The sequence below is a fragment of the Aureimonas sp. AU40 genome (genome assembly GCF_001463785.1).
Taxonomy (GTDB): domain Bacteria; phylum Pseudomonadota; class Alphaproteobacteria; order Rhizobiales; family Rhizobiaceae; genus Aureimonas.
Map to the genome: position 1 here is coordinate 23652 of NZ_BBWL01000048.1, position 20208 is coordinate 43859.

The window sequence follows — 20208 nt, forward strand, 5'->3', positions numbered from 1 at the left end:
GACGTCACAGGTCGAATATCGCGCATCCGCCGGACGATACCGAGGAACTATAGCGCGGCAAGACGTAGCTCATTCCGGACAGGACGATGGCTTGCTCGAGGACGGCCCCGGTCACCGGCCGGAAGTCGTAGCTGGCTTCACCCATGAGGATATAGAAAACCACTGGCGTGTTGGTCGGCTGTTGCGAGGACGATGGCTGCTGTGAAGGTTGCGACGGATGGTGGCTGAAGAGGCGCCCCTTTTCCTCCGAAGGCGCACGCAGGGGTGCGATAGCGGGATGATCCAGGCCAGTGTCGAACCCGCCACCAAGGCTTGCCAGTCGAACAGGGGCGCCACTCCGGGCCTCGCCCGACATGCGCGCGAGTGAACTGCGGAAAGCGCTCCCCCGAAGCAGCGCGCTGGTCGCTTCTTCGCGCGCTGCATAATCCCGCCCGTGGTCGAGCCGCTCTCGAAGGCGCCCCTGCAAGAGCTCTCCCTGCGCCTTGAGATTGTCTGGAATGGGAATAGCCGAGCCCTTCGCCAGCTGATCGTAGCCTCGGGTCTGGCAGGACCAGTCCACCGTTCCCTTTCCGTCCACCACCTTGATCTGGGTGACGCGCATCCGGAGCGGGACGATCGAGTAGGGAGCGATCGTGCCCTTAGAGATGCGGAACAGCTTCTGCAGATCGCTCTCGCTGAGCGAGGTCGACTGCGACACCAGATCCACGGCGTAACCCGCCATGGCCTTGACTTTGCGATCCACCGTCAGGGCGATGCCGAGTTCGGACCCACCCAGGAGAACGATCAGAAGCAAGGGAACCACCAGCGCGAATTCCACCGCGCTGACGCCCCTCCGGTCGCGCCACAGGCGCCCGATCCATGTCCACTTTCTGGAGATTGTCCGCATCAGAAGGGCTCTGTCCGAAACGTGCTCATGCTCATCAGGACGACCGAGCCGTCCTTGGTGTCGGCGAAGAAGCGTCTAAGGACGCTGGTGAGGATGGGCCACTTGTAGAAGACGCGCAGGGCGACGATCGTGCCGCCGCGACTGAGCTCGTACTTGAAACCACTCGTATCGATCGCGTCGCCCTTCATCGGCACATCGTCTGGAACGTCGGCGAAGGAAGGATAGGACCGGATGTCGAAGACGAGCTTGTTGCAATCCAGCATGATCTTCACCTTGTCGCAGGTGAAGGCCGCGAATTGCTCCTTCGTCATATTGTCGTGCTGCGCGCGCCCAACCCGCACCATGCGTCCGGCATAGGTCGTGCCCTTGTCGAGAACGAGTTCGGCGGTGAACAGAAGCGCGATTTCGATGATGGCGAAGACGATCAGAAAATAAAGCAGCGCGAGAACGCCGAACTCGACCGCCGTGCTGCCCGATTGCGACCGGCGGAACCCTGAGGTTCGCAGGCGAAGCCTATCAAGGATGCCCATCGCGCGTCAGCTCGACAGCCGGCGGCGGACGGTCATGATGTCGTCCACGATCTGGAGCAACTGGCTCTCGGCCGATCCAGCGTCCTGCGCCTGATAATAGTAGTTCGGACTGGCGCAGGACTTCATGTTCGGCGAAATCAGATCGTAATATCGAGCCACGCGGTCACGGAAGAAGTTTCCAGTATCGAAGTTCTTGATGTATTTGATTTCAAGAACGACGAGGTCGATCCCGCCATCCTTGATAGGCTTGCACGAGAGCGGATCGACGGGGCCCAACGAAAACGGCGAAAAGCTCTCGTCTTCATCTCGAACACCATCCGTCACGACGATGGCGATCTTTTTGGGGTCGGATTGGGTCCTGCCCGAACCCTGCGCACCCAGCTTTCGTCTGAAATCCTCGAAGGCGAGTTTCATGTCCGAATGCGGATGAGGCTCGGGCGCCGGTGTGCGAATGGACGCCTTTAGGATTCCAGCATGCGTGATCGGCGGTTGCCAGTCGTGAAACGACGAACTGAACCCTGCGGTCGCGACGCGGGTCGACACGAGCGAGCCGACTGCGTTGTTCAGCGAAAGCACTTTATCGATCATGCTATCGGCCGCAGATCGCAAGACATCGACCCGCAGTGTGACGCCTGCGATCTGACTGATCGCGTAGTTCGACAATGTTCTGTCCCAATCAGGGACATGGCAGGCGAACGCACAGGGTCGTCCGTTCATCTGGTTCGTTGCTTTTTCCAGCTTACTTCGGTCTTCATCGCTGGCCGCGATGTTCATCGATTCGGAGATGTCGAGCAGGAAGTAGAAATCGACAAAGCTCTTGCGCTGGATCAGCGCCTGCGAGCTCGCATCGATCGGAAGATTTCGGATCTGGAAAAGCTGCAGGAAGTTGGGAGCGAGGTTGCCCGAGCCGACCACATCGACCGTTCCAGCCGTCTGGTCGATCTTTCCCTGGAACGTCACATCGGGAAAGCCGACGGGAAGATTTGCCTTCGCCGCCAGCTGAATGACCTTCTGCGCCTCGGCTTCGGTGCCGATCTCCAGTTTCTTGGCCCCCGCCAAGGCCGCCGCATCCACCGCGCGCTGGACAACGGCCTGGTCGATCCACTGCGTCGACAGATCCAGAATGCCGCCGAGCGATCCGATCAGCAGCACGGACAAGATGCCCGTGATTACGGCGAAGTTTCCCCGTTGATCTTGAACAAACGTCTTCATCGGGAATTCCCGCAAACAATCCATCGCAGTGATTAGCAATCGTCAGTAAATATTTCTCCACCTGAGCTGAGCGTGTTTTGATTCGTCTGTTACATGTAATAAAGTAAGATCATCAGCACTGCATATGGTTTGAACGCAAGCTGATGAAGAATCATATCTTTATGCTCGAGACCTGCGCCGGCCGTCATCGGTACGTTTTGAGGAATGGGCAAACACAAAAGGAAAGCCGCTGATTTATTAAGTATTAATAATGATGCGGCAAATAGACTTCTCCAAGTAGTTTATTTATTCGATTCACGCGACGGCAGGGCTAAACGCGCTAACAAACATCGTATCGAACGAGACGCGATCTGCAGGGGGTCTCTTGAACCGCGATTTCTCCAAGGCGAGATCGATCGAGCAGGCACGTTATCATGCCTTGGCGAAGGTCTGGCCGGCGCTTTATCTGGCGCTGGTCGGAGACATGATAGCGGTCTCCTTCGTTCACATGGCCATGGCGCCCTGGTGGGCGACATTCCTGTTCCCGGCGATCCTGATTCCCAAAGCCTTGATCTGTTCCGTGAGGTGGTATCGCAATCGCGATACGATCCCGCCAGTGGACGAGTGCGTACGGGCGGTCCGGGTGCTCGGCATCGAGGTGGTCGTCTGGATGGGCCTCATCGTCGCCTGGGAAATCTGGCTGGCGCAATGGGGCAATGCCGATACGCTGATCGTCCTCATGCTGTGCGTGGCCGGGCAGATGGTGTTTCTCCAGTTCGGGCTCCTCCAGCTTCGGCTGGCGTCGCTGGTCTCGGGCGCGATCTGCCTCGCCGGTCTCATCTACCTGGGATCGGGCATCGAGTCGCTGGTCGGCACGATCGGCGTCGTGACCGTGTTGGTGATGGGGTTCGGGAGCTTCGCGCTTATCGCCTACGGATACTATTTCGACTTCACCAGCCTCGTCGTGTCCCGGTTGACGCTCGAGACCAAGGCGGAGGAGGTCCAACTCCTGAGCGAGACGAACTTTCGCCTGGCCAACACCGACTCCCTCACGGATATCGGCAACCGCCGCCGGTGCTTTCATGATCTGGAGAAGGCTCTGCAAGCAGCGGCCGATACCGGACGCGCGGTCGCCTTCGGCGTTCTCGACCTCGACGGGTTCAAGGCGGTCAACGACAGCAACGGCCATGTCGTCGGCGACCGGCTCCTTCATGCCATGGCCGCGCGCATCCGCGATACGCTGGGCGAGTTCGGCGACGTCTACCGGCTGGGCGGCGACGAATTCGCCTTCATCATCGCCGGCGAGGAGAGCCCGGAGCGCCTTCTGGAAATCGGCGAAGACCTGATCTCGAGCGTGCAGACGCCGATCCGGATCGGCGACTTCAACATGCTGCTGGGATGTTCGATCGGCTTCGCCACCTATCCCAAGAGCGCGGAAAGCGCCGAGGAGCTTTATGACCGCGCCGACTACGCGCTGTTCCATGCCAAGCGCACCGGTAGGTCGAGGCCGGTCGTGTTCAACGAGGAGCACGAGCGCAGCGTGCGCCAGACGGCGCTGATCGAGCGCACGCTGCGCGCGGCGGATCTCGAGGAAGAACTCTATCTCACCTTCCAGCCCATCGTCGATTCGCACCAGAACAAGACCATGCTCTTGGAATGCCTGGCGCGATGGCAGAGCCCGATTCTAGGCCTGGTCTCGCCTGCCCAGTTCATCGTCGCCGCCGAACAGTCCGGCTTCATTTCCACTTTGACGCCCATTCTCCTGCGCAAGGCGCTTCTAGCCATCCGGCAATGGTCGGGCGAGGTCGGCATCTCCTTCAACCTTTCGGGCCACGACATCGTGGCACCGGAAAAGGTCCTGAACCTCATCGGCATCCTGATGCACAGCGGCGTGGCGCCGAACCGCGTCGAGTTCGAGGTGACGGAAACCGCCATCATGATGAATCTCGATCAGGCGCTGGCCAATCTGCACCTGCTCAAGGCCACCGGCGCGCGCATCTCGCTGGACGATTTCGGCACGGGCTATTCCAGTCTCAGCCAGATCCAGAAGCTGCCGCTCGACAAGATCAAGGTGGATGCGAGCTTCGTGCGCGATCTGGAAACCAACCCGGCCAGCCGCAAGATCGTCAGCTCGGTGACCGCCCTCTCGCGAGACCTCTCGCTCAGCTGTGTCGTGGAGGGCGTCGAAACGCGCGAGCAACTCGACATCCTGCAGGGCCTCGGCTGCTCGCTCATTCAGGGCTACTTCTATTCCAGGCCGATGCGCGAGGTGGATGTTGAGGCCTTCCTCGATCAGCAGCTGGAACTTCGCAGCTCGATCGAGGCCAGCGCTTCGGTCTGACCGGCAATGCCTGGAAATCTCGTCTGAACCGACTCGGTCGATGCGCGATGGGAACTCGCATGTCGGCCGATCGGCACCGGATCGCCAAGGCCGAACTCTTTCAGCCTTTCAAGAAACACCCTCCCGGCGGCCGCTGGGCCCCGGAAATGCGGCGGCATTAGCCGATCCATAACTCATCGCGCGATAGTTTCTAGGGAACGGCCGTCCGCACCACAGATCAGCGACTCGCGCCCGGCGCGAGCGAGAAGGAAAACGTTCGAGATGATGACGGTCCTCGGATGTATCGTCCACCAGCATAATCTCTGGCTCGTGCTGATGGCCGCCGTCATCTGCGGCTCGGGCTCCTGGGCCATGGTGCGATTGTTCACGCGCGCCGCGCTCACCAGTTCGCTCGAGAAGATCGCCTGGATCGTCCTATCGGCCTTCGTCACCGGCGCATCGATCTGGAGCACGCATTTCGTCGCCATGCTGGGCTACGAGCCGGGCGTGCCGATCGCCTTCGATCCCGTCCTCACGATCGTCTCGCTGCTGGTCGCCATGACGGGCTCGGGCCTCGGCCTCCTGATCGCCACCGCGAAACAGCCGGCGGCGCCGGCGATCGGCGGCGCCGTGGTCGGCCTGTCGATCGCCGTCATGCATTATGTCGGGATGCTCGCCTACCGCGTGCAGGGCATCGTGAGCTGGGATCGGTCCTATCTCATGGCCTCCATCCTGATCTCCTGCACCCTGGCGGCGGCGGCTCTCTACCTTGCGCTGCGGCCGGGAAGCGAGCGCGCCCGCGCGCATGGCGCGTCGGGTCTGTTCTTCCTGTCGATCATCGGGCTGCACTTCACCGGTATGACGGCTTTCGGCGTCACGCCGATGCAGGTGGACGGCTCCTTCTCCAACCCGGAGGCCCTGAACGCGCTCGCTTTCGCGGTGGGCTGCGTCGGCCTGTTCATCGTCGGCTCGGGCTTCGCCAGCAGCTTCATCGACAACAAGGCCCGGGCGACGGCCTCGGACGCGCTCGCCAACATGTCGAACGGACTGACCATGTTGTCGCCCGGCGGCATGGTCACGCTGGTCAATGATCGGGTCCGCCAGCTTTTCGGGCTGGAGCCGGAGGAGCTGAAGGTCGGGATGACGCTGGAGGCCTATCTCGGCACGATCGGCCAGCGCGTGGGTTGGGACGAGGCGCGCCTGGAACGGATCATCGACAAGCACCGGGCCTGGATGCGCGAGAAGACCACCACGCGCGTCGAGCATCATTTCGACCACGGTCCCGTTCTGAGCATCGTCTGCCAGCCCGTCCACCGTGGCGGCGCCATCCTGACCTACGAGGACGTCACCGAAACCCGCAACGGGCAGAAGACGATCGCCCATATGGCGTTCCACGATGCGCTGACCGGGCTCAGAAACCGGCGCATGTTCGCCAAATGCATCGAGGCGCTGCTCCCGGAGGGCGAGTTGTCGATGCTCATGATCGATCTCGATCGCTTCAAGGGCGTCAACGATCGGCTGGGCCATTCGGTCGGGGACGAGTTGCTGCGGCAGGTGGCGATGCGGCTGGAGACCCATCTGCGCGAGGGCGAGCAAGCCTTCCGGCTCGGCGGAGACGAGTTGGCGGTGCTTCTGTCCGCACCCCCCGAACGGGTCGTCGCCCTGGCGCATACGATCACGACCTCGATCGCGATCCCGTTCGAGATCGGACCGCACGTGGTCGCGATCGGCTGCAGCATCGGCATTGCCACGGCGATAGGCTCGGACGATGCCTCCACGCTGCAGCAGAAGGCGGACCTTGCCCTCTACACCGCCAAGAACGGTGGCCGGAACCGGTTCGAACTCTACCAGGACGGCATGCTGGAGGAGGAAGCCGGCAAGCGCGCGCTGGAGCAGGACCTGTCCGCCGCGATCGCCCTCGGTCAGCTGGAGCTTTGGTATCAGCCGCTTCACAGCCTCCCCGACCGCCGGCACAGCGGGTTCGAGGCGCTGATCCGCTGGCGCCATCCCGTCCGCGGCCTGGTCCCGCCCGGCGAGTTCATTCCCATGGCGGAGCGATGCGGGCTGATCGGCGAGATCGGCGCCTGGGTGATCGAGGCCGCCTGCGAGCAGGCCGCGCTCTGGCCCGCCGACCTCTACATCTCCATCAACGTCTCGGCCGTGCAACTGCGCTCGGTCGCGCTCCCCTTGCAGATCAGAGAGGCGCTGGCCCGGCACCGCGTGGACGCCTCGCGGATCGAGATCGAGATCACCGAAACCGCGATGGTGGAGAACAGCGGCCAGATCGCCCTGACGCTGGCCAGCCTTCGCGCGATCGGCCTGCGGATCGCGATGGACGATTTCGGCACGGGCTATTCCTCGCTCGCCCATCTTCGCGAGTTCAAGATCGACCGCATCAAGATCGACCGCAGCTTCGTCTCCGCCTCCAGCCACGATGCGGGCGCGGCGGCGATCGTGCGCGCCGTTCTTTCCATGGCCCGCGAACTCAGCATCGACACGACCGCCGAGGGCATCGAGGAGGAAGAGCAGCTCCAGAGCCTGCTCGAGCTCGGCTGCGGAACGGCGCAAGGCTATCTCCTGGGCCGCCCGCTCGACGGCCCGGCCGCCGAAACCTTCATGCGCGAACGGCCCGCGCCGAAACTGGCGAAGCTTCGCGTCGTGTAAGGAGCGGGGTTCGCCTTGCCGGCGAACTCAGACCGGGTTCGGCAGGTCGCTATCCTGCCTCGTGCGCGAGAATGTTCACGAGCCGGCCGAACGGATCGCGCACGAAGAAGCGCCTGACGCCCCAGGGCTCCGTCGCCGGGCCGTATTCGATAGGGTGGCCGGCATCCACGATCCGACGGAAAACCTCGTCGAGATCGCTCACCTCGACCGAAAGCTCGGGAACCGGCGTCCCGGAGCCGCCCTCCAGGGCAAAGCTGATCTGGGGCGCGACCACGCCGGACCCGACGAAGGTGACGATCCAGCCGTGATCCATCCCGATCGTCAGTCCGAGAAGGTCCCCGTAGAAGCGCCGGGCGTCGTCCAATCGATCGGTCGCGATATTGGGAACGATCCGCGTCACGCTCATTCGCTCGCCCCCATCATCGCAACAAACCTCCTCGGCCGGGGTCGAACGCCGGATCTCGGATATACGGGTTCGTTCCCGCGCGACCCTATCACGACCCGAGGACCTGTCTGAAAGCGCTCAACAAGACTGATGGTCGGGGTTGAGGGGAGCTTTCGCGGCCATCAGGCGAGAAGCCGCGCGCTCTTCAGTGGAGGGCGAAAGCCCGGCCTTCGCAAATGAAGCTCCGACACCCATCACAGCGTCGTCATGCCGCGAACGCTCGAGCGAACGCGCGGCGAATTTTCTCCCACGATGCGCATTGACAAAATTTCGTGCGCGCTCACAAATGGGGCAATCCAATATTCTGGTACTGTGTACGGTATATCGGACATCCCATCTCTGGAGGAATGGCAATGGATACGAAGTCCCTCATCCTCGGCCTGACGGCGGCGGCGACGCTCGCGCTGGCGTCGATACCAGCGCAGGCGGCCAAGCTCGACGACGTGCTGTCGCGCGGCAAGCTCGTGGTCGGCACCGGCTCGACCAATGCGCCCTGGCACTTCAAGGACGCTGGCGACACGCTCCAGGGCTTCGACATCGACATGGCGAAGATCGTGGCCAAGGCCCTGTTCGGGGACGCGGAGAAGGTCGAGTTCGTTAACCAGTCCTCCGACGCGCGCATCCCCAACATCACCACCGGCAAGGTCGACATGACCTGCCAGTTCATGACCGTGACGGGCGAGCGCGCCCAGCAGGTCAACTTCACCATTCCCTATTACCGCGAGGGCGTCGGCCTGATGCTGAAGGATGGCGGCCAATATGCCGATTACGCCGCGCTGAAGGCCGCCGGTTCCTCCGTCACCATCGCCGTTCTCCAGAACGTCTATGCCGAGGAACTCGTCCACAAGGCGCTGCCCGAGGCGACGGTGGACCAGTACGACGCGCAGGACCTTCTCTATCAGGCGCTGCAATCGGGCCGCGCGGACGCGGCGGCGACCGACCAGTCCTCCATCGCCTGGTACGTCACGCAGAACCCGGGCCAGTACAAGGACGGCGGCTACGGCTGGAGCCCGCAGACCTATGCCTGCGCCGTCGCCAAGGGCGACCAGGACTGGCTGAACTTCGTCAACACCGCGCTGCACGAGGCGATGACGGGCGTCGAGTTCGACACCTACGCCGCGTCCTTCAAGAAGTGGTTCGGCAAGGACCTGCCGCCCCCGGCGATCGGCTTCCCCGTCGAGTTCAAGTAAGTCGAGTTCGAGTAAGCGGCACCAGTCGCGCTTAGACGAGACGCCGGGGCGTGAAGGCGGAATTTGATTCCGCCCAAGCGCCCCGGCGAGGCCCAGCCCGCCGCGAGGGGTCCCGATGGGATACACGCTGAACTTCGACGCCGTCTGGCGAAACTTCGACCATCTGCTCTGGGGCCTTGGGCTCAGCCTGGTTCTGGCCTTCTTCGCCATCGGCGTCGGCTGTGCGCTGGGGCTGGTTCTGGCCTTCGCGCGCACCTCCCGCTCGCGGCCCCTCGCCGCGCTGGCCGGGCTCTATGTCACGCTGCTGCGCAACCTGCCGCTTCTGGTTCTCGTCCTGTTCTCCTTCTTCGCCCTGCCGCAGCTCGGCCTGCGCCTGTCGAAGCAGAGTTCCTTCGTGCTGGCGCTGGCGCTCTACTCCGCCGCCTATCTGGCGGAGGTCTTTCGCGGCGGGCTGCTCGGCGTGCCCAAGGGCCTGCGCGAGGCGGGGCTCGCCATCGGCCTGACGGAAGGACAGATCCGCCGGCGCATCATCCTGCCCGTCATGCTGCGGGCGGTCCTGCCGGCGCTGGGCAGCACCTTCATCGGGCTGTTCAAGGACACCTCGCTCGCGGCCGCGATCGCGGTGCCCGAACTCACCTTCGAAGCGCGCAAGATCAATGTCGAGACCTTCCGCGTCATCGAGACCTGGATCGTGGCGAGCGGGCTCTATGTCGCGACCTGCTCGATCCTCGCCGCCCTTCTGCGCCGCATCGAGGCGCGCCTCGCCGTTTCGCGATAAGCCCGTTCGAGGTCGCTCATGAACCCGTCTCCCTCCTTTCTCGACCTCGTGTGGCTGGCCCGCTGGCCGCTGCTCTACGGCCTCGGCACGACGGTCGCCATCTCGCTGCTGGCGATTGCCGGGGGCACGGTCATCGGCACGCTGCTCGGCCTCGCGCTGACCTATGGCAACCGCTTTTTGCGCCTTCTCGCCCGCGCCTATACTGATTTCGTGCGCGGCACGCCGGTGCTCGTTCTGGTTCTGGCGAGCTTCTACATCCTCGGCACGATCGGGCTGGACCTCTCGGCCTTCCAGGCCGGCGTCCTGGCGCTCACCGTCTTCTGCTCCTCGCATGTCGGCGAGATCACGCGCGGCGCGTTGCAGACCCTGCCCAAAGGACAGACGGAAGCGGCCAAGGCCATCGGCCTCACCTTCGGCCAGACCTTTCGCTACGTGCTGGGGCCGCAGGCGCTGCGCCTGTCGCTCCCCCCGCTGGTCAACACGGGCGCGGAGATGGTGAAGGCCTCGACGCTTCTTTCCGTCATCGGCGTTGCCGAACTGCTCCTGCGCACGCAGGAGGTCATTTCCCGAACCTTCCAGAGCCTGCCCTTCTATCTCCTGGCCGGGCTTCTCTACTTCACCGTCAACTTCGCCATCGAGCGCCTCGGCCGTCTGGTCGAGCGTCGCCTGAGCGCTGCCTGAGAGCTGCCATGACCGCCAATCTTCTGGAGATCCGGGGCCTGCGAAAGAGCTATGGCCCGGTCGAGGTGCTCAAGGGCGTCGACTGCGACGTGAAACCCGGCGAGGTGATCTCGATCATCGGCTCGTCGGGCTCGGGCAAGACAACGATGCTTCGCTGCGTCAACATGCTGGAGGAGTTCGAGGGCGGCACGATCCGCATCGATGGCGAGGAGATCGGCTTCGAGACCGTGAACGGCCAGCGCCGGCGCAAGTCCGAAAAAGACATCGCCCGCCAGCGTGCGCTGACCGGCATGGCCTTTCAGCAGTTCAACCTCTTCCCGCACATGACGGCGCTGGAAAACGTCACGCTCGGCCTCACCCTCGTTCGCAAGCTCGGCCGCGAGGAGGCGCGCGCGCTCGGCGAAAAATGGCTCGACCGGGTCGGGCTGCTGGCGCGCAAGGACCACCACCCCTCCAAGCTCTCGGGCGGCCAGCAGCAGCGCGTGGCCATCGCCCGCGCCATCGCCATGAGCCCGCGCCTCATGCTGTTCGACGAGGTGACCTCGGCTCTCGATCCCGAACTCGTCGCCGAGGTGCTTCAGGTCGTGCGAAGCCTTGCCGAGGAGGGCATGACCATGCTTCTCGTCACCCACGAGATGCGCTTCGCCTTCGATGTGTCGAGCCGCGTCATCTTCATGAACCAGGGCAGCATCGGCGAGGAAGGGAACCCGCGCGAGATGTTCGCCTCGCCCCGAACCGAGCGGCTTGCCGCCTTTCTTCAGTCGTCGCGCTTCGACTGACCCGATGGGCGCGGGCCCCGCCCGCCCCTTTCCCACATAAGGAACGCATTCATGACACTCACTCGCTATGGCGGCGGCGGCAAGGGCGCCGGCGGACAGCCGCTTCCCTTCGCGCGGGCCGTGGAGGCCGACGGCTGGCTCTACGTGTCGGGCCAGGTCGCGATGGAGAACGGCGAGATCGTGCCCGGCGGCATCGTCGAGCAGACCCACCGCACCATGCAGAACGTCATCGCCATTCTCACCGAGGCCGGCTACGGGCTGGAGGACGTGGTGCGCGTCGGCGTCTGGCTGGACGATCCCCGCGACTTCTGGAGCTTCAACGGCGTCTACGCCACCTATTTCAAGGACCATCCGCCGGCAAGAGCCTGCGTCCAGTCCTCCATGATGGTGGACTGCAAGGTCGAGATTGACTGCGTGGCCTTCAAGCGGAAATAACCCTTCCGAAGCGAAGAGGTCGAGAATGGACAAGCGCGTGGAGGAGACCGCGAACCGCAGGGCCCGTGGGCTCGAACGGGCGTTCGACATTCTCGACTGTCTGCGCGAGGCGGGGCGCCCGCTTCGCGCCAACGAGATCGCCGTCGCGATGGGCGCGCCGCGCTCCACCATCTACGAGCTTGTCGGCCTGCTCCTGAAGATCGGCATTCTGGAATCGGTCGGCGGCGAAGGCCGCGTCTTTCTCGGCGGCCGCCTGTTTCTCTATGGGCAAGCCTATGGCGATCAGTCCGGCCTGCCGGACCGCGTCGCCGCGCTGCTGGAAGGCATCGTCGCCGAAACGCAGGAAACCGCGCAGTTCTGTCTCTTGGACGGCGACAAGTACACGGTGGCCATGATGCGCGAGGGCTCGCGCCCGTTTCGCATCTCCTCCAGCGTGGGCGAGCGCACGCCCATTCCCTGGACGGCGTCGGGGCGGCTCCTTCTCGGCCGCATGAGCGAGGCGGAAATCCGCGCCTTCGTGCCGCCCGAGGATTTTCGCCTTCCCTCCGGCGAATGGCTGGACCCGTCCCTCTTCACGATTGAGGCGCGCGAAGCGGTGGCGAGGGGCTACTTCACGTTCGATTCCATCGTAGACAGCTACACACATTGTTTCGCCGTTCCGGTGACGCTGCGGGACGGGACGATCGCGGCGACGCTCTGCCTCGTCGCGCCGAAGAACGACGCTCTGCGCAACCATGCCGATTATATCATGCGCCTTCAGAAAGCGGCCGGTCTGCTGGGCGCGGTCTATGCCGAAGGCGCGAAGCTGCAGCCGACGACGCCGATCCGGCGCGCCTGAGGGCGGACTCGAGCTTGACACGCGGCTTGATGCGGGCCGTCCGATCCCAGCGTCCATCTCAAGGCCGTCTGCTTCCCAGATGGCTTGAGCAGACCCTCGTTCCGTTGTTCCGAACGCAAGGTAAGGCCGGACGAAGAACAATCTGCGGACATCCGTCGATCGATCTGAGGTGCATTACTGCATCCAGGAGTTGATCGATTGGAGACGACAAGGCGTTGCCCTTTTCTCTGAGGCTTTTTGTCTTTTCGTGATCCGCCATGACGGATACCAACATTCCTGATATTTCCGGTCTTCTTCTGGCCCGCGCAACGCGGCCGGTAGAGCTCGTCGGAGCATCGCTCCGCTTCTCAGTTTTCAAGTCCTTACCAATCATTCAAGTTACTTGACAGGAGCGACAAAACGGTCTTTCTGCCCGCTAGAAAGCTCCGGGTTTGCGAACTGGTATAACAAGTCTAGGGTCGATAATGGTCATCAATGGCAGTGATTGGCTCGGACTTAGGCTCGTTTTCAACTACATCGGCCTAAAACAGCGCAAAGCGACGCGGTCTGCACTTCGCAGTTGGGTGGACCGTGAGAAAGGTCTTGATTTGAGCAAATGCGTCATTTCGACCCCACGAGATGGATGGCGGCGCGAGTTCAGAACCCCTTCGGAATACTTTGCCAATGCCGGCCTTCTGCGCTATTGGATATGCTCGATTACCAAAAATCGGTATCGACGGCTGATTATCTGAAGCGCGACCGGAAACGATTACGGTGATTTTCAATCACTCCGATTTATCTATTCCCGTCCAACGGACGACCTTTTCAGGAGATGACATGCCTCATCGCGCTTCTCCGCAGCCGTGCGAACGAACGCTGTGGTTCTTGTTGATCGAAACCGCACTGGCCCTTCGGCAGATGACAGAACGCCATTTGAAGGGAAACAGCGTTGGCTTGACGCCGGGTGAGATCAGGACCCTGGATTATGTCATGCGCCATCGGAGCACCCGGCAGGTCGTCCTGGCCGAGCGCATGGGAATCGAGCCCATGACCTTATCGGTCTATCTCGACCGGCTGGAAGCGTTCGATCTCGTGGAGCGCAAGAAGGACCCGGGCGACCGGCGCCTCAAGCTCGTCGAACCCACCGCCAACGCGGTCAAGGTCGTCGGCGATCTCGAACCCACGCTGGCGGAGATCTACCGCGTCATGGCCCATGGCATCGATCAGGACGAGTTGACGAAGGTCGCCACCGGGCTGCAGGCGATCCATGCCAATCTGACCAAGCCCCCGGCCGCCGTTCCGATCGCCGCCGGGTTTTGAACCCAGCGGCTGCATCGCCAAGTTTCGGCGGCAAGCTCCCAAGACGTTTCGCATCGCGGCGCGGGTCGCGGTGAACGGCATCGACCTTTCGCCCGCCCCTTCCCCGCGTTTGCCGCTTGTCCCCGCCTCCTGCCGAGATCAGCATGGATCGGGCCGAGTGGAGACGGGCTGAAATGGGCGAGCTGAGCCTGACGACGTTCGACTGGGTGCCGGAACAGCCGCGCGGCTTCGTGCGCGATCTCAGGGTCCGCTGGGCGCTGGAGGAGGCCGGGCTTCCCTACCGCGTCGATAGCGTGCCCTTTGCCGATCGCTCGCCCGAGCATTTCTCGCACCAGCCTTTCGGTCAGGTGCCATGGCTGCGCGACGGCGCGCTCTCGATCTTCGAGAGCGGGGCGATCCTTCTTCATCTGGCCGAGCGCAGCGAGTCGCTCATGCCGCGCGATCCGCCGGGACGAAGCCGCACGATCGAATGGCTGTTCGCCGCTCTCAACTCGGTCGAGATGGCAAGCCTGCCCTGGGCGCTTGTCCGGTTTTCCGGGGACACCACGCCCTCGCCTGGCCGGGCGCAGCTCGACGCCTTTCTCGACATTCGGCTTCGGCATATGGAAACCGTCCTGTCGGAGCGAGACTGGCTGACCCATCGCTTCGGGGTGGCCGACATTCTGATGGTCGACGTTCTGCGCCTCGTCGATCGGTTCGAAGGGCTCGCCCACCATCCCGCCTGCCGCGCCTATCTCGCCCGAGGAACGGAGCGCCCCGCCTTCGCAAAGCCGCTGGCCGACCAGATGGCGCATTTCGCGCTGGCGGACGAGCGGCGCACGCATCGGCTCTGAGGCCCGAGCGGCATCTTGAGCGGCGGGCGAAGCGCCCAGCGATCCGCTCGCCTTCGTCCCCGGCCAGACCGGCTTCGATCGCACCCATGCCCGGAGGAAGACACCGCGACACGCACCGATCCTTAAGACCCCACAAGTAAGGGTTGGCTGAGAATGAACGAGCGGTGTTCGACGCTTTCGGCGACGAAGGGGCGAAAGCAAGCGGTCAAGCCGGGCCGCGCAATCCGTCGAGCAGGCTCTGGACCCTACACACGCGGGCGAAACCCATGGATTTGCATACGCTTCATGTGTCGAGTGCGCTGACGAACATAACCTGCGGCGTCGTTCTCGCCGTCGCCTGGTGCGTTCGCGAGGAGAAGTCCTATCTCGGCTGGTGGTCCGTGTCCTTCATGCTGTTCGCCGTCGGTCTGCTCTCGCAGATCGAGGGTTCGAACCATCCCGCCATCGGCGCGCTGACCTACACGTTTCTCATCGCTGGAACGCTTCTGATGCTTTCGGGCTTTCGCAGCTTCGACGAAAGGCCAGCCTTTTCCGGCCTCATGCTCGTGTCGCTGCCCCTCCCCCCGATCGTCTATCTCGCGCTTCTCAAACTCCTTCCCGGAACGGACTGGCCGGAGCTCGCGACCTTCGTCGTCAGCTGCCTGATCTCGGTCCAGATTCCCTTCTACGTGCTGACGCAGAACCATGATCGCCTGGCGTTTCGCTGGGTCGCGGGTTCGGCCTTCACCGTGCAGCTGGTCTTCACGGTCACGGTGCTGCTCTGGGGCTCGGCGCTGATCACGCCCGAAAACGTCACGCTCGCCATCTCGCTCAGCGACCAGGTGTGCAGCACGATCGTCATCGCCTGCGTGCTCGGCATGGTGATCGAACGCGACAACCACCGGCTCGACCGGATCGCCCATCAAGACGCGCTGACCGGCTGCCTCAACCGCGCGGGCCTCCTGTCCTACAAGGAAGTCGCCACCGGGCCGCATGGCGTACTGGTGGCCGATTTCGATCATTTCAAGCAGTTGAACGACCAGTACGGCCATGCCGCCGGCGACGAGGCGCTGCGCGTCTTCGTCCGCCGCGCGGACGCCTGCCTGCCGCAGGGCGCTGTGCTCGCCCGCTCCGGCGGGGAGGAGTTCGTGGCCCTTCTGCCAGGGGCGTCCACGGCCGAGGCGGAGCGGATCGCGATCGGCCTCGGGGATGCGGTCCGCGCAGGCGGGCTCGAGTTCGAGGGTGCCACCATCCCCTTCACCATCAGCGTCGGCGTGGCCGAGGTGGCAGCGGGCGAGATGATCCGGGCCGGGATCAGGCGGGCCGACGCCGCGCTCTACAAAGCCAAGCGCGACGGGCGGGATCGGGTCGCGGTCTTTGAGGACGCGCCGCCGGCCAAGGATGCGCTCGTCACCGCCTGACGCTGCCAAGCCGAACGTTCACGCTGCCCTTCGTTCGGCGTCGCCGACAAGGGATGCCGAAGACGCACCCCGTGCTTTACCAATCCTGCTGCACCCACCTCCAAAGCCTCGAAGACGAATTTTGTCGTCGCAGACGCCGAGCTCGCGAATTTGTTAACTGCGACTTTACCACGCAGGCGGATCGTCGTGTGATGCCGCGAGAATCGTCGGTGTTTGTCGAATTGTGCAAGGAACTTTTCGGCGCTTTCGGTTCATTTACGCCCAAAGCTGAGTTCGATCGTATCGTCTGAAACCGGCACCGAGTCTCGATCCGCAACCGGTGCAACTCTAGGATGGCGGGACGCGATTCCGCCGGGCACGAGAAATGGCAGAGGTCAAGCACGTGCTGCAGGAGGAGATCGACGCCGTGGATGCCGAACTGCGGCGGGGCCCGTTCGCGCGCCCGTCCGCAGCCCTGAGGCAGCGCTTCTGGACCTCGCGCCGCGAGGCGCGCCGCCAAGCGAGCTGGTACGGCTACCACCTCTCGGCCTTGGTCTATCTCGTCTTCTCGCTGCTCGACATCGTGACCCTGCCCGATGTCGCGCCCTACACGGTGGCGGCGCGCTTCGTGGTCGCCGCGACGAGCCTCAGCCTGTTTCGCAGCCTCTACCGGCGCGATGCCTCGCCCGAACGCCTCGATGCTGTCTGTTGCTCCGGCATCGTCGTGGCATTCCTCGGCTGGTTCGTCGCCTCTTCCTTCTCCGCCGACAGCGATGTCGTTGGGTTCTATCGGGTGTTCGGCGCCATATTCATGATGGGCGCGAATCTCTTCTTCGCGTTCCGCTTTTCCGCCGCGCTCGCCACCAGCACCACGATCCTCGCCGCCGTCCTGGCGACCCATTGGGTCGACGCGCGGACCGACCGCATTTCCGACGTCGCCTATATCGTCTTCTATCTCTCGTGCTTCGCGCTTACCGTCTACGTCAACTTCAAGACGAACCGCGAGCACTACCGCACCTTCCTGAACTCGCACCGGGCGAGCCTTCTGCAACGCGTCAGCGATGCCGCGCACGAGGAGCTGACGGTTCTGTCCAAGACCGACCCGCTGACGGGCGTCGCCAATCGGCGCGCCATCGACGATCAGCTGAACGAGCGTTGGACCGCCTGGAAGGCGCGGCAGGAACCCTTCGCCGTCGCGCTGGTGGATGTCGACTTCTTCAAGAACTTCAACGACTGGTACGGGCATGTTCAGGGCGATGCCTGCCTCGTCCGCGTGGCCGAGGTTCTGGCCTCGATCGCCGCTCGGCACCGGGGCCATGTCGGGCGCTATGGCGGTGAGGAGTTCATCCTGGTCGTACCGACCGGCCACTCGCCCGACCCGCAAGGGTTCGGCAACGCGATCTGCGCGGGGATCATCGAAGCGGGCATGGAGCATATCTGCCGGAGGGACGGCGTCGCCGTGGTGACGGTCAGCGTCGGCGTCTCGACCAGCGGCCTCCACGCGCTGGAAACGGTGGAGCAGCTGGTGCAGCAGGCCGATCAGGCGCTGTATCGCGCCAAGGAGCAGGGCCGCAATCAGGCCTCCGTCTTCAACGCGGGGGATGCCGTTCGCTCCGACGAGACCGAGTTCGTCGCCGGCCTGCTGAAGATCGCGCTGGAGCGCCAGCTCCTGTCCGTCGCCTACCAGCCGATCTACGGCTGCGCGAGCGGGCAGATCGAATCCATGGAATGCCTGATGCGGCTAAGGACGCTGGAGGGCAAGCCGATCCCGCCCCCGACCTTCGTGCCCATCGCCGAGGAGATCGGGCTCATCATTCCGCTCGGCCTCTGGATCATCGAGCGCGTGTGCCGCGAGATCCTGGTCCCCGGCCTCGCGCCGACCGCCAGCGTCAACGTCTCGGCCGTGCAGCTCGGCGTGCCCGGCTTCGCGCTGGAAGTGTCGAAGATCCTGCTGCGCACGGGCGTGCCCGGCCATCGGCTGGTGATCGAGATCACCGAAGGGCTCGACCTCGACCTCGATTCCGACGCGCTGCGCACCATCGCCGACATCAAGGCCCTCGGCGTGAAGCTGTGGCTGGACGATTTCGGCACCGGCTTCGCCGGCTTGTCCTGGCTGCGCCAGATCGCCTTCGACGCCGTGAAGATCGACAAGTCCTTCCTTCGCGACATCGACGATCCCGAGGGCCGGCGCTTCCTGATCGACATCGTCTCGCTCATTCGCAACCGGGGCGCGGGGATCATCATGGAAGGGATCGAGACGCCCGCCCATCTCGATTTCGCCCGCGAAAGCGGCGTGAATCAGTTGCAGGGCTATCTCTTAGGCTACCCCGCGCCGCTCTCCACCCTTCTCGCCCAGAAGAGCGCTTCCGGCACCGCCTGAGACGGTGGTTCAGCCTCGCTCCGCAGCCGGGGCCGGGGCCGGGGCCGCGAAGAGATGGAGCGCGGCATATTGCAGGAGCATGATCGTCTTGCCGTCGCGGATCGTGCCGCTCGCGACCATCGCCAGCGCCTCCGCGATGCCGAGTTCCATCACCGTGATGTCCTCGCCCTCCTCCGCGATGCCGCCGCCCTCAGAGGCGCGGTCGCCCGGCTCGTAGGCGCCGACGAAGAAGTGCAGCCGCTCCGTCACCGAGCCCGGGCTCATGAAGGCGTCGAAGACCTCGCGCACCTCGCGGACCCGGAACCCCGTTTCCTCCTCCACCTCGGCGCGGATGCGCGCTTCCGGCTCGGCCTTGTCGAGCAGCCCGGCGGGCGCCTCGATCAGGAGATCGTCGTGCCCGTTGACGAAGGCGGGGTAGCGGAACTGGCGGGTGAGAACCACCGTGCGCCGGCTCGGATCGTAGAGAAGAATGGTCGCCCCGTTGCCCCGGTCGTAGGTCTCGCGGGACTGACGCTGCCACGTTCCGTCGCTGCGCTGGAAGTGGAAGCGCGTCTTTCGCAGGACGTACCAGTCGTCCGACAGGACGGTGACGTCCTCGACGCGGATGCGATGGGCAATGCTCATGACGAATTCTCCAGGGCACGGCTCTCCAGCCAACGCACTGGACCATTCGTGCAATTTCGTGCAGAGTCAAGACGGTTCGTGCAAAAGGTGAGACCATGCTGACGTCGGAGCGCAAGGCGCTGATCCAGGAAGTTCTGCGCCGCGACGGCCGTCTGGTGGCGAAAAGCTTCGCGCATGAGCTCGGCCTCTCCGAAGACACGATCCGCCGCGACCTGCGCGAGTTGGCGGGCGAGGGTCTGCTGCAAAGGGTGCATGGCGGCGCCTTGCCGGCCTCGCCGGCGGTCGCGGATTTTTCCGTGCGCGCCGAGGCCGGCTCGGCGGTCAAGCAGGCGCTCGGGCGGGCCGGGGCGCGGCTGATCCAGCCCGGGCAGATCGTGTTTCTGGATGGCGGCACGACGAATGTCCAACTGGCGCGCGCGCTCTCCCCCGATCTCAAGCTGACGGTGGTGACGCACAGCCCCAGCATCGCCGTGGAGCTGACGCGCCATCCGCGGGTGGAGGTCGAGCTGATCGGGGGTCGCCTGTTCAAGCACTCCGTCGTCACGCTCGGCTCCAGCAGCGCCGAGGCGATCGCGCGCATCCGGGTGGACCTTTATTTCATGGGCGTGACGGGCCTTCATCCCGAAACGGGCGCGACCACGGGCGATGGCGAGGAGGCCGCGCACAAGCGGCTGATCAGCCGCCAGTCGGCCGAGACGATCGTGCTCGCCGCGCGCGAAAAGCTCGGCGCGGCCTCGCCCTATGCCATCGTGCCGCTGGCGGAGATCACGACGCTCGTTACCGAAGCCGGGCTCCCACCGGAAACGCTGTCGCCCTTGCGCGCGGCGGGGCTCGACATCGTGGAGGGCTGAACGCTCGCGCTTTCCGGCGGAGTTTCGAGAACGGTGCCATTCCGTTGGCCGGGAGCAAAGGGCGTGAGCCGGAGCAGCGCGCCTGCCCGGCGGTCGGGCCGGGTC

18 protein-coding genes are annotated in these 20208 nt (G+C 64.1%); 13 read left to right on the plus strand and 5 right to left on the minus strand.

From position 1 onward, the window contains the following. Window positions 1-4 precede the first annotated feature (4 nt). From AUL32_RS18865 to AUL32_RS18875, 3 genes are read right to left on the minus strand one after another with little or no spacing between them, the layout of a single operon-like run. Entirely contained in the window at window positions 5-886 is an 882-nt protein-coding gene (locus tag AUL32_RS18865; protein ID WP_062118443.1) for a TadE/TadG family type IV pilus assembly protein, read from the minus strand. Further along, complete coding sequence (locus AUL32_RS18870) at window positions 886-1416, minus strand: TadE/TadG family type IV pilus assembly protein (protein WP_062118456.1); 531 nt, start codon at window positions 1414-1416, stop codon at window positions 886-888. The genes AUL32_RS18865 and AUL32_RS18870 overlap by 1 nt, the downstream gene beginning before the upstream one ends. Before the next feature lie 6 nt (window positions 1417-1422). Beyond that, the gene (locus tag AUL32_RS18875) at window positions 1423-2628 is read right to left on the minus strand and encodes a TadE/TadG family type IV pilus assembly protein (protein WP_062118458.1); all 1206 of its coding nucleotides are present in this window, start codon (window positions 2626-2628) and stop codon (window positions 1423-1425) included. A gap of 364 nt (window positions 2629-2992) precedes the next feature. On the opposite strand from AUL32_RS18875, the gene AUL32_RS18880 reads away from it, so the two are divergent. Together AUL32_RS18880 and AUL32_RS18885 are read left to right on the plus strand one after the other, a co-directional pair. Further along, entirely contained in the window at window positions 2993-4948 is a 1956-nt protein-coding gene (locus AUL32_RS18880; RefSeq protein ID WP_062118460.1) for a putative bifunctional diguanylate cyclase/phosphodiesterase, read from the plus strand. A 261-nt stretch (window positions 4949-5209) separates the two neighbouring features. Continuing rightward, window positions 5210-7591: a bifunctional diguanylate cyclase/phosphodiesterase gene (locus AUL32_RS18885; protein WP_062118463.1), complete on the plus strand. Its 2382-nt coding sequence runs from the start codon at window positions 5210-5212 to the stop codon at window positions 7589-7591. Window positions 7592-7640: 49 nt separating this feature from the next. Here AUL32_RS18885 and AUL32_RS18890 read toward each other — a convergent pair whose 3' ends face one another. Beyond that, window positions 7641-7997 carry a VOC family protein gene (locus AUL32_RS18890; RefSeq protein WP_062118466.1) on the minus strand — a complete coding sequence of 119 codons (357 nt, stop codon included), beginning with the start codon at window positions 7995-7997 and terminating at the stop codon, window positions 7641-7643. A 392-nt stretch (window positions 7998-8389) separates the two neighbouring features. On the opposite strand from AUL32_RS18890, the gene AUL32_RS18895 reads away from it, so the two are divergent. The 10 genes from AUL32_RS18895 (at window position 8390) to AUL32_RS18940 (ending at window position 18628) form a co-directional block, all read left to right on the plus strand. Further along, window positions 8390-9226 (plus strand): transporter substrate-binding domain-containing protein, encoded by an 837-nt coding sequence (locus AUL32_RS18895; RefSeq protein WP_156421527.1) that lies wholly within the window; start codon window positions 8390-8392, stop codon window positions 9224-9226. A 115-nt stretch (window positions 9227-9341) separates the two neighbouring features. Continuing rightward, complete coding sequence (locus tag AUL32_RS18900) at window positions 9342-10004, plus strand: amino acid ABC transporter permease (RefSeq protein WP_061978641.1); 663 nt, start codon at window positions 9342-9344, stop codon at window positions 10002-10004. A gap of 18 nt (window positions 10005-10022) precedes the next feature. Then, a complete protein-coding gene (locus AUL32_RS18905; protein WP_062118472.1) occupies window positions 10023-10685 on the plus strand; it encodes an amino acid ABC transporter permease in 663 nt (220 codons plus the stop codon). A gap of 8 nt (window positions 10686-10693) precedes the next feature. Continuing rightward, window positions 10694-11464: an amino acid ABC transporter ATP-binding protein gene (locus AUL32_RS18910; RefSeq protein ID WP_062118474.1), complete on the plus strand. Its 771-nt coding sequence runs from the start codon at window positions 10694-10696 to the stop codon at window positions 11462-11464. A 51-nt stretch (window positions 11465-11515) separates the two neighbouring features. Then, window positions 11516-11899, plus strand: a complete 384-nt coding sequence (locus AUL32_RS18915) for a RidA family protein (RefSeq protein ID WP_061978644.1) — start codon at window positions 11516-11518, stop codon at window positions 11897-11899. 25 nt (window positions 11900-11924) lie between these two features. Continuing rightward, window positions 11925-12737 (plus strand): IclR family transcriptional regulator, encoded by an 813-nt coding sequence (locus AUL32_RS18920; RefSeq protein WP_062118476.1) that lies wholly within the window; start codon window positions 11925-11927, stop codon window positions 12735-12737. Window positions 12738-13634: 897 nt separating this feature from the next. After that, on the plus strand, window positions 13635-14036 hold the full coding sequence (locus tag AUL32_RS18925) for a MarR family winged helix-turn-helix transcriptional regulator (RefSeq protein WP_148640216.1): 402 nt from the start codon (window positions 13635-13637) through the stop codon (window positions 14034-14036). Window positions 14037-14209: 173 nt separating this feature from the next. After that, window positions 14210-14869 (plus strand): glutathione S-transferase family protein, encoded by a 660-nt coding sequence (locus AUL32_RS18930; protein WP_062118480.1) that lies wholly within the window; start codon window positions 14210-14212, stop codon window positions 14867-14869. 266 nt (window positions 14870-15135) lie between these two features. Continuing rightward, entirely contained in the window at window positions 15136-16269 is a 1134-nt protein-coding gene (locus AUL32_RS18935; RefSeq protein WP_062118482.1) for a GGDEF domain-containing protein, read from the plus strand. Between the two features lie 364 nt (window positions 16270-16633). Further along, window positions 16634-18628, plus strand: a complete 1995-nt coding sequence (locus AUL32_RS18940) for a putative bifunctional diguanylate cyclase/phosphodiesterase (RefSeq protein WP_062118483.1) — start codon at window positions 16634-16636, stop codon at window positions 18626-18628. A 9-nt stretch (window positions 18629-18637) separates the two neighbouring features. Here AUL32_RS18940 and AUL32_RS18945 read toward each other — a convergent pair whose 3' ends face one another. Beyond that, the gene (locus tag AUL32_RS18945) at window positions 18638-19252 is read right to left on the minus strand and encodes an NUDIX domain-containing protein (protein WP_062118485.1); all 615 of its coding nucleotides are present in this window, start codon (window positions 19250-19252) and stop codon (window positions 18638-18640) included. A gap of 95 nt (window positions 19253-19347) precedes the next feature. Here AUL32_RS18945 and AUL32_RS18950 point away from each other — a divergent pair, with 95 nt between their 5' ends. Continuing rightward, window positions 19348-20103, plus strand: a complete 756-nt coding sequence (locus tag AUL32_RS18950) for a DeoR/GlpR family DNA-binding transcription regulator (protein ID WP_062118487.1) — start codon at window positions 19348-19350, stop codon at window positions 20101-20103. The last annotated feature ends 105 nt before the right edge of the window (window positions 20104-20208 follow it).